Origin of the sequence: Amycolatopsis sp. DSM 110486 (genome assembly GCF_019468465.1) — a bacterium.
Taxonomy (GTDB): Bacteria; Actinomycetota; Actinomycetes; order Mycobacteriales; family Pseudonocardiaceae; genus Amycolatopsis.
In genome coordinates this window covers 9,482,157-9,495,047 of the sequence record NZ_CP080519.1, presented here as the reverse complement: position 1 = coordinate 9,495,047, position 12,891 = coordinate 9,482,157, and the positions used below count along the sequence as shown (strand labels likewise).

The 12,891-nt window shown below is 72.0% G+C and carries 14 protein-coding genes; 8 read left to right on the top strand and 6 right to left on the bottom strand.

Features of this window, described 5'->3' with window-relative positions; genetic code table 11:
- The first annotated feature begins 102 nt into the window (after positions 1 to 102).
- Both K1T34_RS45900 and K1T34_RS45895 read left to right on the top strand, forming a co-directional pair.
- Positions 103 to 1,155 (top strand): iron ABC transporter permease, encoded by a 1,053-nt coding sequence (locus tag K1T34_RS45900; protein WP_220240953.1) that lies wholly within the window; start codon positions 103 to 105, stop codon positions 1,153 to 1,155.
- On the top strand, positions 1,152 to 2,192 hold the full coding sequence (locus K1T34_RS45895; protein ID WP_255638047.1) for an iron chelate uptake ABC transporter family permease subunit: 1,041 nt from the start codon (positions 1,152 to 1,154) through the stop codon (positions 2,190 to 2,192). Before K1T34_RS45900 ends, K1T34_RS45895 begins: the two co-directional genes overlap by 4 nt.
- 3 nt (positions 2,193 to 2,195) lie before the next feature.
- Here K1T34_RS45895 and K1T34_RS45890 read toward each other — a convergent pair whose 3' ends face one another.
- The 4 genes from K1T34_RS45890 to K1T34_RS45875 form a co-directional block, all read right to left on the bottom strand.
- Complete coding sequence (locus K1T34_RS45890; protein WP_220240950.1) at positions 2,196 to 3,035, bottom strand: DMT family transporter; 840 nt, start codon at positions 3,033 to 3,035, stop codon at positions 2,196 to 2,198.
- An 82-nt stretch (positions 3,036 to 3,117) separates the two neighbouring features.
- Positions 3,118 to 3,537: a barnase inhibitor gene (locus tag K1T34_RS45885; protein ID WP_220240949.1), complete on the bottom strand. Its 420-nt coding sequence runs from the start codon at positions 3,535 to 3,537 to the stop codon at positions 3,118 to 3,120.
- Positions 3,538 to 3,714: 177 nt separating this feature from the next.
- Positions 3,715 to 4,890: a serine hydrolase gene (locus K1T34_RS45880; RefSeq protein ID WP_255638046.1), complete on the bottom strand. Its 1,176-nt coding sequence runs from the start codon at positions 4,888 to 4,890 to the stop codon at positions 3,715 to 3,717.
- A 484-nt stretch (positions 4,891 to 5,374) separates the two neighbouring features.
- On the bottom strand, positions 5,375 to 5,755 hold the full coding sequence (locus K1T34_RS45875; protein ID WP_255638045.1) for a hypothetical protein: 381 nt from the start codon (positions 5,753 to 5,755) through the stop codon (positions 5,375 to 5,377).
- Positions 5,756 to 6,182: 427 nt separating this feature from the next.
- Here K1T34_RS45875 and K1T34_RS45870 point away from each other — a divergent pair, with 427 nt between their 5' ends.
- The 6 genes from K1T34_RS45870 to K1T34_RS45845 all read left to right on the top strand — a co-directional run bounded on the left by K1T34_RS45870 (position 6,183) and on the right by K1T34_RS45845 (position 11,410).
- Positions 6,183 to 6,695, top strand: coding sequence for a DinB family protein (locus K1T34_RS45870; protein WP_220240947.1), 513 nt, complete (start codon positions 6,183 to 6,185; stop codon positions 6,693 to 6,695).
- Positions 6,696 to 6,712: 17 nt separating this feature from the next.
- Positions 6,713 to 7,423: an MBL fold metallo-hydrolase gene (locus tag K1T34_RS45865; RefSeq protein WP_220240946.1), complete on the top strand. Its 711-nt coding sequence runs from the start codon at positions 6,713 to 6,715 to the stop codon at positions 7,421 to 7,423.
- A gap of 262 nt (positions 7,424 to 7,685) precedes the next feature.
- Complete coding sequence (locus K1T34_RS45860) at positions 7,686 to 8,519, top strand: ABC transporter permease (protein ID WP_220240944.1); 834 nt, start codon at positions 7,686 to 7,688, stop codon at positions 8,517 to 8,519.
- Entirely contained in the window at positions 8,504 to 9,232 is a 729-nt protein-coding gene (locus K1T34_RS45855; protein WP_220240942.1) for an ABC transporter ATP-binding protein, read from the top strand. Before K1T34_RS45860 ends, K1T34_RS45855 begins: the two co-directional genes overlap by 16 nt.
- On the top strand, positions 9,219 to 10,253 hold the full coding sequence (locus K1T34_RS45850) for an ABC transporter substrate-binding protein (RefSeq protein WP_370643549.1): 1,035 nt from the start codon (positions 9,219 to 9,221) through the stop codon (positions 10,251 to 10,253). Before K1T34_RS45855 ends, K1T34_RS45850 begins: the two co-directional genes overlap by 14 nt.
- Entirely contained in the window at positions 10,250 to 11,410 is a 1,161-nt protein-coding gene (locus K1T34_RS45845; protein WP_220240940.1) for an LLM class flavin-dependent oxidoreductase, read from the top strand. The genes K1T34_RS45850 and K1T34_RS45845 overlap by 4 nt, the downstream gene beginning before the upstream one ends.
- 1 nt (position 11,411) lies before the next feature.
- Here K1T34_RS45845 and K1T34_RS45840 read toward each other — a convergent pair whose 3' ends face one another.
- Positions 11,412 to 12,023, bottom strand: a complete 612-nt coding sequence (locus tag K1T34_RS45840) for a class F sortase (protein WP_255638044.1) — start codon at positions 12,021 to 12,023, stop codon at positions 11,412 to 11,414.
- Positions 12,013 to 12,873 (bottom strand): DUF4397 domain-containing protein, encoded by an 861-nt coding sequence (locus tag K1T34_RS45835; RefSeq protein WP_220240938.1) that lies wholly within the window; start codon positions 12,871 to 12,873, stop codon positions 12,013 to 12,015. The genes K1T34_RS45840 and K1T34_RS45835 overlap by 11 nt, the downstream gene beginning before the upstream one ends.
- Positions 12,874 to 12,891: the final 18 nt, after the last annotated feature.

Genomic DNA, 12,891 nt, shown 5'->3' with positions numbered 1-12,891 from the left:
CTTCGCTCCACCTGCTCAGCGTGCCGCCCGCACCGCATCTTGATAGGTAAGGCTAGTCTAAGAACCGCCCGCGAAGGAGTGCCCGGTCCCCAGGAGGTGTCGGTGGTCGTCAGCGTCAGCCCACCCGTGGCGGCGGGGCCACCCGCACACCGGGGGCGGGCCCGAACCCTGCGCGGCGGCGGCCTGGTGTGTGCCGTCGCGCTGCTCGTGCTGATCATGCTTGTCAGCCTCTGGGTGGGCTCGAAGAGCATCCCGTTCGGCTCGACCTGGTCGGTCCTCTGGCACAACGACGGCAGCGCGGACGCGGTCATCATCCACGACCAGCGCCTGCCCCGGACGCTGCTCGGCGCCCTCGTCGGCGCCGCCCTCGGGCTCGCCGGCGCGGTAATGCAGGCGCTCACGCGCAACCCGCTCGCCGACCCGGGCCTGCTCGGGGTGAACAACGGCGCTGCCGCCGCGGTGGTCTCGGCCATCGCGTTCACCGGCGTCACGACCGTCCTCGGCTACGTGTGGTTCGCGTTCCTCGGCGCCGCGGTCGCTTCGGTGGCCGTCTACCTGCTCGGCACGGCCGGCCGCGGCGGCGCGACGCCCGACCGGCTCGTGATGTCGGGCGCGGCGCTCACCGCGGTGCTGCAGGCCTACATCGGTGCGGTGCTGCTCATCGACCCCGACACGTTCAACCAGTTCCGGTTCTGGAACGTCGGCTCGCTCAGCGGCCGGCGCGCGGACGTGCTGGTGCAGGTGTCGCCGTTCATCGCGATCGGCATCGTGCTGGCGCTGCTGCTCGCGCGGCCGCTGAACGTGCTCGCGCTGGGCGAGCAGACCGGCAAGGCGCTCGGCGCGCACATCGGCCGCACGCGGGTCCTGGGCGCGATCGCGGTCACCCTGCTGTGCGGCGCTTCGACGGCGGCCATCGGGCCGATCGCGTTCATCGGCCTGGCGGTGCCGCAGGCGGTGCGGATCCTGGTGGGTCCGGACCAGCGGTGGGTGCTGCCGTACTCGATGATCCTGTCGCCGGTGCTGCTGATCGGGTCCGACGTGATCGGCCGCATCCTCAACCCGCCGGAGGAGCTGCAGGTGGGCATCGTGACGGCGTTCCTCGGCGCGCCGGTGTTCATCGCCCTGTGCCGGCGGCGGAAGCTGGCGCGCCTGTGACCGCGATCGAGGAACGTCCCGTCCGGGTGCGGCGGGTTTCGCTGCGCGTGACACCGCGCGCGCTGGCGGTGGGCATCGTGCTTGCCGTGGCGCTGCTCGTGCTCAGCGCCGTCAGCATGACGACGGGTGACTACCCGCTGTCGGTCCTCGACGTCGTGAAGACGCTCTTCGGCTTCGGCGACGCGGGCACGGAGTTCATCGTGACCACGCTGCGGCTGCCGCGGCTGCTGCTCGCGATCCTGGTCGGCGCGGCGCTCGCGGTGAGCGGCGGCGTGCTGCAGAGCCTGTCGGGCAACCCTCTGGGCAGCCCGGACGTCATCGGCTTCACCGAGGGGTCGGCGACCGGCGCGTTGCTCGTGATCGTGCTGGCGCACGGCGGTTCCGGCGAAGTGGCGCTCGGCGCGCTCGTCGGCGGGATGCTCACGGCGCTGGCCGTCGGGTTGCTCGCCTACCGGCGCGGGCTGCAGGGGTTCCGGATGATCCTGGTCGGCATCGGGGTCGCCGCCATGCTCACGGCCGCGAACTCGTACCTGATCACGCGGGCTTCGCTGCAGGACGCGTACGCCGCGCAGGCGTGGCTCGTCGGCGGCCTCAACGGCCGCGGGTGGGACGAGATCTGGCCGGTCGCGATCGCCGTGGTGGTGCTGCTGCCGCTCGCGTTCGGCTACGGCCGCCGGCTCGCGCTGCTGGAGATGGGCGACGACTCGGCCAAAGGGCTCGGCGTGCCGGTGGAGCGCAGCCGGGCGATGCTGCTCGCGGTGGCCGTGACGCTGTGCGCGATCGCCACCGCGGCGACGGGACCCATCGCGTTCGTCGCGCTCGCCGCGCCACAGCTGGCGAAACGGCTGGCGCGCTCGGCGAAACCGGCGCTCGTGTCGTCGGCCTTGATGGGCGCGCTGCTGCTCGTGGCCAGCGACCTGGTGACGCGCCTGGTGTTCGGTGAGGAAGGGCTGCCGGTCGGCATCGCGACCGGCGCGATCGGCGGTCTCTACCTGATGTGGCTGCTGTCGAGCCAGTGGCGGCGCAACCGCGGCTGATCCTCAGACGGGCTGCTCGATCGGCGCCGGCTCGCCGAACCGGGCGAGGGCGAGCGCCGCGGTGACCGCGAGCACGAACCCGGCGACGGCCACGATCACGAAGCCGGGCCGCGTGCGGTCGCCGAGCAACACGACGCCGATGAGCGAGGGCAGCACTGTCTCGCCGAGCACCATCATCGCGGTCGACGTGGTCACGCTGCCGCGCTGCAACGCCGTGGCGTAGAACAGCATCGCCATGCCGCCAGAGACGGCGACGATGTAGAGCGCGGGGTCGGTCAGCAGGTCGAGCGGGGCGAGGCTCGGGATGATCCGGCCGGCCACGGCGACGAGCCCGAAGCACAGGCCCGCGATCAGGCCCAGCGCCGGCGTCCGGACGCGGCGCCCGGCCTTGCCCGCCGCGATCCCGGCCAGCCCGAGCACGACCACGGCGCCCGCGAGCGCCAGCCGGAAGCCCAGGCCCACCTGGTCCGAACCTTCGCTCTGCGCCGACGAACCCAGCAGCGCGAGCCCCGCGCAGACCACGACCACGGCCGCCCACTCGCGCGCCCCGAGCCGCACGCCGAACACCCGAGCGGCCACGGCCGTCACCGCCAGGCTCGCCGCCTGCGTGGCCTGCACGACGAACAACGGCAACACGTGCAGGGCGGCGATCTGCGCGACGAACCCGAGCACGTCCAGCCCCAGGCCCGCCACGTACTTCCACTGCCGCAGCACCCGCAGCAGCAACCGCGGGTCGACTCCCGCGCCCGCGTCGGGCGTCGCCTTCGCCGCCACGGCCTGCATCACCGAAGCGACGCCGTACGCCACGGCCGAGAGCAGCGCACACAGCAGTCCCCACACCATGACCGTCACCCTATTCCGGGCGATCGAGCGGAGGTCAGGCTGTTCACCCGGCGGGTGTGCGGTCCGGTTCGGACAGCGCCGGTCAGGCCAGTTCCAGCAGGATGCCGTCCTCGGATTCTCGACCACCGGGGCCGTGGATGCGGATGATGTCGACGATCGCGTCGAACAGGGTCGGGCCCTCACCGCGTTGCGCGGCGGCGATCCTGGCGGCGACGGCGGAGCGGTTGCCCGGGTGGCAGACCAGGAGATTCTCTTCCAGCCAGTGGACTGTCGCCTCGTATCCGAGCGCGCGGCGAGACACGTCCGAGTCGAGCCAGCGCAGGACCCAGCCGCGGTCCGGGGTGCCGAAGCCGCCCCGGAGCACGTCGTTGAAGGCGTCCAGGCTCCCACGCCAGCGGTAGCCGTCGAGCAGGCGCGAAAACTCGCGGACGAAGCCCGCGAAGTCGGAAAAACGGGATCCGTCGACGAGCAACACCGGAAGGTCCTCGTCGTTGCCGGTCATGGTGCCAGCATGGCATGACCCGCGTTGCAGGGTTCCCATCACGTCGAACACGAGTTCGAAGGTAGAGCGTGCCTGGCCCGATCCGCTGACCGGCGACGAGCTGATGTGACTGCGTGAAACGCCGTGAAGGGCGCTACCCCGCAACGGGAAGAGCGCCCTTCACGGTTCTCGCCGGGTTCAGAGCGAGGCGTAGAGCGCCCGCTCGAAATCCGCGTACATCTGGAGCTGCCCCGGCGGGACGAACGGCAACGACTGCGAGTAGATCGCGCCGGTGACGCCGCTGGCCGGGTCGACCCAGAAGTGCGTGTTGCACAGTCCTGCCCACGCACCGCTGCCGGGTGCGCGCATGCCCGGCTGCTGCGCCGTGGTGAGCACCAGGCCCCAGCCCCACTTGAGGCCCGGGCCGAGGTCGAGGTCGTGCGTCGTCGCCGGGTCCGCGGTCGGGATGTGCGCCGGGAACTCGATCTCGCCCACCTGATTGGTGAACGCCTCGTCCACAGTGGACTTCCGAAGCACCTCGACCCCGTCGAGCGTGCCGCCGCCGAGCAACATGCGCTGGAACTTCAGGTAGTCGCGCGGCGTGGAGTAGAGCCCGTGGCCGGCGGTGTAGTACTCGGGCTCGGTCGGCAGGTCGATCTCCGTGACCGCCCAGGTGCCGTCCTTATCCTGCACGTGGACGGGCACCAGGTTGGCCCGCTGCTCGGCGCTCGGGACGAACGTCGTCTCCGCCATGCCGAGCGGGCCGGTGATGTTCTCCTTGAGGTAGACGTCGAGCGACTTGCCGGACGCGGCCTCGACGACCCGGCCGAGCCAGTCGGTGTTGATGCCGTACTCGAATGTCGTGCCCGGGTCGGCCACCATCGGCGCGTCGAAGATCACGGTCTTGCCGGCCAGCACGTTCGGTGTGCCGGTGGCCTGCTCCCACTTGAGGATGTCGGCGTTCCAGAACCAGTAGCTCAGGCCGCTCGTGTGCGTCACCAGCTGTGCGACAGTCGCACGGCTCGCGGGCGGGCGCAGCACCGGGTTTTCGCCGTCGAAGCCCTCCATTACCTGGATATCGGCGAACTCGGGCCGGTAGGTGTCGATGGGGGCGTCGAACTCGAGCTCGCCGCGGTCGCGCAGCTGCAGCGCGGCCACGGTGCCCACCATCTTGGTCATGGACATGATCCGGAAGTGCGAGTCGGCCGAGACCGGCTCCGGCGCCCCCGCGGCACGGGGTCCGGCCGCGCCTTCGTAGATGATGCCGTCACGATCCGCCGCGACGGCGACGACGTTGGGCGCGTGCCCAGCGCCGACCGCGTCTCGTAGCACTCGGTCCATAGCCGAGGTGTCGATCGTCGAAGTCGAGCTCACCGTTGAGTTCCCCTCATCACGTGTTGTGAGTCCTGCCGGAACGACGGCCGCGGATGCGCCGCCACCAATTGCGCGCTCGCGAACGGAGCGTGCCTGCCACCAGGACGATGGCGCTCGGGGCTCCGGCGGGGCGGCGGGTGCCCCGCGGAACCGCGGTCTTCTCCACCGCCACCCGCGAACTGCTCGAACATCCGCCGGCCGACGTCGCCGGCGAATGCCCGGCCGAACTGGGCGATCCGCCCGGTGAGGTAAAGGCAGTGATGGCCCGCAGCCGCGCCCCGTCTGGCCGGTTCCTCGGCGACCAGCACGATGCCGGCCTGCGTCCGGCCGCCGGCGTCCTCGCCCTGGGCCGACGACGCGGAACCTGTGTGCGCCGGCGAACGAGAGCCGGATCGAGCCGACGGCCACCCGCGCCCGGCCGCGGTAGCGGTCGTCGCCGAGGTGCTTGGTGAGCTCCGCGCCAGGACCGGGCGAGGAAGCGTCATCACCGCTTTCCCCTCGTGGCGAAACGGTACGCGTGCGCCGGGCCCCGCGCACCCAGTGCGGACCGCAGCCGGCGCCGGTGGGCGGGCGAGCCGTGCGAGTCCCCGGCGGTGTCGACGAGCTCGCCGGCGGGCGCCGCCACCGGATCGGCGAGGGCGTCCGCGTCGCCTCCGGCTTCACACACCATCGCGGTGACATCGCGAGTGACTGCCCGGTCGGACACACCGAAGGCCGTCAGCACGGCCTCCTCCACCTGCCCGCCGGACACCCGGACCCGGATCGCGACGCCGGCGAGCGCCAAGTCGCCGTGGCGCCGGGCGACCTCGGCGAACCCGAAGCCTTCCCCCGCACGCGGCAGCGGGAACCGGACGGCGACGAGCACGTCCTCAGGGCCGAGGTCGCTCGACTGAGCACCGTTGAAAAACCAGGGGTGAACAAACTTCTCACCACCGCGGGGTCCGACCTCAACCGGCGAAAAGGATCGGCAGCGCACTCCCACGTCACCGACGTGGCGCACGCCGGGCCGACCGTTCGGTTACCGCGATCTCGGCGCACAGACGCGCGGTCGCGGCGTCTGGGTCACCGAGGTCGGCCAGTACCAAGGCCTGCGGTTCGGGTGCGTCGGCCCGGCCCCAGCTGTCGACGGACGCGGTGAAGTGGGCAACAGCCTGTTCGGCGCGGGCGCAAGGCGCATCCGTGATGTGGACCGGGGGTCGGCGTGGGTGACAACAGGCGCCCACAGCTGCGACGAAACACCGGCCTCGTGCACGTTCGTCGGTGACCTGGCCCGCGTTGTAGACTCCGCAGCCATGTCGAACACTAGTTCGAAGGTCGAGCGTGCCTGGCCCGACCCGCTGAGCGGCGACGAAATGACCGTCCAGCTGCGGTTCCTCGGGTTCCTGAGGGCGACCGCGGTGAACAAGGTCGCGGGCCTCACCCGGGAGCAAGCGGTCGCGACGCCGTTGCCGAGCTCGCCGCGGATGAGTGCGCTCGGGGTGGTGAAGCACCTGACGGCCGTCGAACGGTGGTGGCTCTCGATCGAGGCCGGTGGCTCCGACGCGCCGTCGTTGTGGCCGGGTTCGCCGGACCCGAGCTGGGACCTGGCCACCGGCGACGACCTGGCGTCGATGGTCGCCGCCTACCGCGCCGAGTGGGAGCGGACGGCTGTCGCGCTCGCGGGTCTCACGCCCGAGGAGCGGACGCGCCGCGGCGGGGAGTTCACCGTGCGGTGGGTACTGGCCCACGTCGTGCAGGAGACCGCCCGCCACGTCGGCCACCTCGACGCGCTGCGCGAGCTGGCGGACGGAGACGTGGGGGAGTGAGCCGATAGGCTGCCCGCATGGCAGACCAGCTGTACTTCCGCCAACTGCTCGCCGGCCGGGATTTCGCGGTCGGGGACCCGGTCGCGACGCAGATGGTCAACTTCGCCTACCTGATCGGCGATCGCGAGTCGGGTGAGGCCGTGATCGTCGATCCGGCCTACGCGGTGGGCGACCTGGTGCAGGTGCTCCGCGACGATGGCATGCGCCTGGTCGGCGTGCTCGCCACGCATCACCACCCCGACCACGTCGGCGGCGACATGATGGGCTTCTCGCTGCCCGGCATCGCCGAGCTGCTCGCGATCCAGCAAGTACCGATCCACGTCAACACCGAAGAGACCGAGTGGGTCCGCCGCGTCACCGGCGTGTCCGACACGGACCTGCGCGTGCACGACCACGACGACGTGCTCAGCGTCGGCGCGATCGACATCCGGCTCCTGCACACGCCCGGCCACACGCCGGGCAGCCAGTGCTTCCTCGTCGGCGACCGGCTCGTCTCGGGCGACACGCTGTTCCTCGAGGGCTGCGGCCGCACCGACTTCCCCGGCGGCGACGCCGACGCGATCTACCGCAGCCTCCAGTGGCTCGCGACGCTGCCCGGCGACCCCGTCGTCTACCCGGGCCACCAGTACTCGGCCGAGCCGTCGGCCGCGCTGTCGCACGTGAAGGACACGAACTTCGTGTTCCGGCCGCGTTCGCTCGACGAGTGGCACCGGATGTTCGGCGCCTGACGCCGTCCCACTCCTCGGATCTCCCGTGCCTTTCTGAGCGCCCACAAGCGGAACAAGCGCCGCACCGGTTCCAGTGCCTGGGAGCCGGCGCGGGCTTTGTTGACGCGGTCCGCCGGATCGGGTGAAGCTCGGGGCATGAACCTCGGCGCGCTGCTCGTGAGCCGCCTGCACGTCGACCTCCGGCAGCAGGCGAGCGCGATCTGCCGTCCGCGCTGAGCAGTTCCCCTTTCCCTGTAGCAAAACCCGTACCCGGGAGAAATCCGTGTCGATTTCCACCACGGGTGTGCTGACGCGCGCCCGAAAATCCGAAGCCACCGGGCCGCCGAGGCCCGCGCAACGGCCGTCCCGGCGCCGAGTTTCCCTCCGCCGCTGGATCAGCCCGGTCGTGCTCGTGGTCGCGTGGCAGCTCGCGAGCTCCACCGGCGTGCTGCCGCCTGAGAAGCTCAGCGCCCCGTGGACGGTGCTGACCAGCGCGTTCGACCTCGCCCGCACCGGTGAACTGGGCAACGCGTTCGTCGTTTCGCTCGGCCGGGTCGGGGCGGGGTTCGCGATCGGCGCCGTCGCCGGCGTGCTGCTCGGGATCGTCGCAGGGCTGTCGCGGTGGGGCGAGGCGCTGGTCGACCCGCCCGTGCAGATGCTGCGGACACTGCCGTTCCTCGGACTGATCCCGTTGTTCATCCTGTGGTTCGGGATCGGCGAGGAGACAAAGATCGTGCTCGTGGCCCTCGGGGTCGCGTTCCCGCTCTACCTGAATGTCCACTCGGGAATCCGCACGGCCGACGCCCGGCTGGTCGAAGCCACGCGCGCACTGGGATTCACGCGGGGCGAACGGCTGTGGCACGTGATCCTGCCCGGCGCGCTGCCGCAGGCGCTGGTCGGGCTGCGGCAGTCGCTCGGGCTCGCGTGGCTGGCGCTGATCGTCGGCGAAACCGTGAACGCCGACGCCGGCCTGGGCTACCTGATCAACAACGCCCGTGAGTTCCTGCGCACGGATGTCGTAGTGGTCGGCCTGATCGTCTACGCGATCCTCGGCCTCGCGACCGACGCGCTGGTGCGGGTTCTGGAACGGAGGGCGCTGCGATGGCTGGTCCCGTGACGCCGGTGGTCGCGGTGCGCGACCTGACGAAACGGTTCGGCGAGCGCACTGTCCTCGACGGACTCGAGCTCGAGATCGGTCGCGGCGAGTTCGTCGCGCTGCTCGGCCGCAGCGGCTCGGGCAAGTCGACGCTGCTGCGCGTTCTTGCCGGGCTCGACACGGAAATCGACGGCACCGCGCGCGTCGAGGGCACCGTGTCGGTCGCGTTCCAGCAGCCGCGCCTGCTGCCGTGGCGCAAGGTCTGGCGCAACGTCGTGCTCGGCCTGCGCCGCGACGGTGAGAACCGCTCGCGCGACCGCCGCGTCGCCGAGCAGGCACTGGAAGAAGTAAGGCTGTCCGGGCACGAGGACGACTGGCCGCTGACGCTGTCCGGCGGTGAGGCACAACGGGTTTCGCTCGCCCGCGCGCTCGTGCGCGAGCCGGACCTGCTGCTGCTCGACGAACCGTTCGGCGCGCTCGACGCGCTGACCCGCCTCGCGATGCACCGGCTCGTCGAACGGCTGTGGCGCACGCACGAACCCGCGGTGCTGCTCGTGACCCACGACGTCGACGAGGCACTGCTGCTCGCCGACCGCGTGCTGGTCCTCGACGAGGGCCGCATCGTCTCCGAACACGTCCTCGGCCACCCGCGGCCGAGGACGGCCACCGACCACGCCGACGTGCGCTCACGCGTGCTGGCCGACCTGGGAGTGACCGAAGGTGCACCTGCGTAACCCCGCCCGCAAAACCGCACTCGCGCTGGCCGTGGCCGTAGCGCTCGGCGGGCTCACCGCCTGCTCGTCCTCCGGGGCGGCGACCGGACCCGCGCCCGTGCCCGCCCCCGTCTCGGCGGCCGACCTGGCGAAGGTGACGCTGCGCGTCGGAGACCAGAAGGGCGGCGTGAAGTCGCTGCTCACGGCGGCGAACCTGCTGTCCGACGTGCCATACCGCATCGAGTGGTCCACGTTCACCTCCGGCCCGCCGCTGCTGGAGGCGGCCTCGGCCGGTGCGATCGACGTCGGCCGCGTCGGCAACACCCCGCCCCTCTTCGCGGCCGCGGCGAAAGCGAAGATCTCGGTGGTCAGCGTCGCGAAGAGCAACGTCGAGCGCGAGGCCATCCTGGTGCCGCCGGACTCGCAGCTGAAGGACGTGGCTTCCTTGCGGGGCAAGACGATCGCGGTGTCGAAGGGCAGCTCCGCCCACGGGCAGCTGCTGAACACGCTCAAGCGGGCGGGAATGTCCACGAAGGACGTGAAGCTGTCGTTCCTTCAGCCGTCGGAGGCATACGCGGCGTTCACCCAGCACCAGGTGGACGCGTGGGCGATCTGGGACCCCTACACGGCCCAGGCGCAGCTCGACGCGCACGCCCGCGTGCTTTCCGACGGACGCGGCAGCTCCAACGGCCTCGCGTTCGAGACCGCGAGCACCGCCGCACTCGCCGATCCGGGACGCAACTCCGCCATCCAGGACTTCGTGAAGCGCGTGGTCAAGGCGCAGCTGTGGGCGAACACCCACCGCGACGCGTGGGCGAAGGCGTGGGCCGCCGAGACAGGCCTGGAGCCCGCCGTGGCGCAGAAGGCCGTGTCCGCCGGGCGCGACGAGCCGATCCCGCTCGACGACTCGGTCGTCGCGTCGGAGCAGCGGCTCGCCGACGCCTTCACCGAAGACGGCACCCTGCCCGGCAAGGTCGATTTCGCGGCGTTCGCCGACCGCCGCTACGGGCCCGATATCGAAGCCGTGAGGAGCAACGGATGAGCCTGAAACTGCACTGGTTCCTGCCGACCAGCGGCGACGGTCGCACGATCGTGGAACGCTTCCACGCCAACAAGTCCCTGGGCCGAACCGCGCAGCGACCGGCGGATGTCGACTACCTCGCCCAGATCGCGCGGGCGGCCGAGCAGCTCGGGTTCGAGGGCGTGCTCACGCCCACCGGCACGTGGTGCGAGGACGCGTGGCTCACCACGGCCGCGCTGATCCGCGAGACGCGCCGGCTTAAGTTCCTCGTCGCGTTCCGGCCCGGCGTCATCTCGCCGACGCTGGCGGCGCAGATGGCGGGCACCTTCCAGCGCTTGTCGTCGGGAAGGGTGCTGCTCAACATCGTGACCGGCGGCGACGCGGTGGAGCAGCGCCGCTTCGGCGACTGGCACGACCACGACGCCCGCTACGCCCGCACCGACGAGTTCCTCACGATCGTGCGCGGCGTGTGGTCGGGCCGCCCGTTCGACTTCTCCGGCGAGCACCTGGAGGTCGCGGGTGCGACGACGCTGGCCGCGCCCGATCCGGTGCCACCGCTGTACTTCGGCGGCTCGTCGCCCGCCGCGCTGCCGGTGGCCGCGCGCCACGCCGACGTCTACCTGACGTGGGGCGAGCCGCCCACGCAAGTCGCGGAGAAGATCGGGAAGGTGCGCGCGCTGGCCGCGGCCGAAGGGCGAACCGTCCGGTTCGGCGTCCGCCTGCACACCATCGCGCGCGACACGTCGGCCGAGGCGTGGGCCGAAGCGCAGCGCCTGCTCGACGCTCTCGACCCCGCGCAGGTCGCGCAGGCACAGGCCCAGCTCGCCGCCAGCGAGTCGGAGGGCCAGCGCCGCATGGTCGCGCTGCACGGCGGCCGCCTCGACGCGGGTGCGCGCGGGCTCGAGATCCACCCGCACCTGTGGGCCGGCATCGGCCTCGTACGCGGCGGCGCGGGCACCGCGCTGGTCGGCAGCCACGAGGAGATCGCCGACCTCATCGAGGAGTACCACGCGGTGGGCGTCTCGGAGTTCGTGCTGTCCGGCTACCCGCACCTGGAGGAGGCGTACTGGTTCGGCGAGGGCGTGCGGCCGGCGCTGGCCCGCCGCGGTCTGCTGGCCGACGAGCCTGTGCTGCGGTTCGAGGAGGAGCTCGCGCAACGGAGTGTGGCGGCCCAGTAGGTCAGATCCAGCGGGTCGAGGCGTAGACCACCACGTTGTCGCGATAGGACCGGGCGGCGGCGTCGAAGGCGCCGCCGCAGGTGATCAGGCGCAGCGCGGCACCCGGGGCGGGGCCGTACACGGCGTCGGTCGGGAAGGCGTCCTTCGGGTAGCGCTGCACGGCATCGACGACGAAGCGGGCGGCGCCGCCGTCGGAGCGTTCGACGCGGACCTCGTCTCCGGGCTGAAGCTCGCGCAGGCGGAAGAACGGCGCCGGGCCGGACCGGGAGTCCACGTGGGCGGCGATGACCGCCGGCCCGGGGTCACCAGGTGCCGGGCCGGCGGCGTACCAGCCGATGTCGTCGAAGCTCTCCGGCGCCTGCAGCTCGTGCGCCGGGCCGAGGGCGAGCGGGACCAGCCCGCGCACGTCGACCCCGATCGCCGGGATCGTCAGGCGGACCGGGCTCACGCTCGCCGCGGGAGGCAGCGGCCCGACGCTGCCGGCCGGTTCGGTGGCTGTTGCCGCCGGAGGGGAGACGGACGTCGTCGCGGAGACCACTGTGGACGGTGCGGGCGTGCACGCGGCGCAGACCAGCGCGACCGCGCAGCCCACCCGGATCAGGTCAGCGCGCACGGCCTTCCCGAATCCGCCGGACCAGCGGCGTGAGCACCAGTACGAGCAGGAACACCCCGACGCCGCCCGCGAACCACGGTTCGGAGTGGTCGCCGCCGGACGCCGTGCCGCCGCCCCCGGTCTCGACGCCGAGCTTCGGCGGGTTCGGCAGGTTGGCGCCGTCGGAGATCGGGGTCGCCTTCAGCGTTCCGTTGTCCTGCGTCACGAGCAACGTGGTCGACGAACCGGCCGCCACGGGGACGTCGGCGTTCGCCTTGACACTGCCGCTCGTCAGCTGCAGGGGCACGGTGCCCTCCGGCACTTCGGCGTACGGCGTGGTGTCGCCGTAGGCCGCGTTCGTGGCGAGCGTCATGCCGTCCGGCCCGCCGACGCTCACCGGCGCGGGTGTCGCCGACCCCTCGACCACGCGCACGCGGCCCTTGCCCGCGCCCGGCGCGGTGAGATCGTCGGTCACGAGGGCGCCGTGCAGCGTCCCGTCCGGACCGTTCTCGAACACCAGCAGCGAGTAGGCGGTCTGCTGTGCCACGGAGATCGTCGCGCTGAGTGCGGGCACGGTCGTCGGCGCGGCGTCGGCGGGCCGCATCGAGAGCGTGTACTGGCCCGGGTCAAGCGACGAGTACGGCGTGACGGCGCCGTAGCCCGCCTTGCGGATCACCACCTTCTCGGGCTGCCCGAACGGCGCGAAGTAGATGTCGACCGGCGGTACACCCGGCGACAGGTGCCCGACGCGGATCCAGCCGACGCCGGGTCCGGGGCCGGTGGCCGCTCCCGCGGCGGGAGTGGTCGTGAGCAGCAGCAGCCCGGCGGCCGCGAGGAGACCGGTGGGTCTCAAAAGGGTTCGAAAGCGCATCGGAGGGGACCTTTCGGA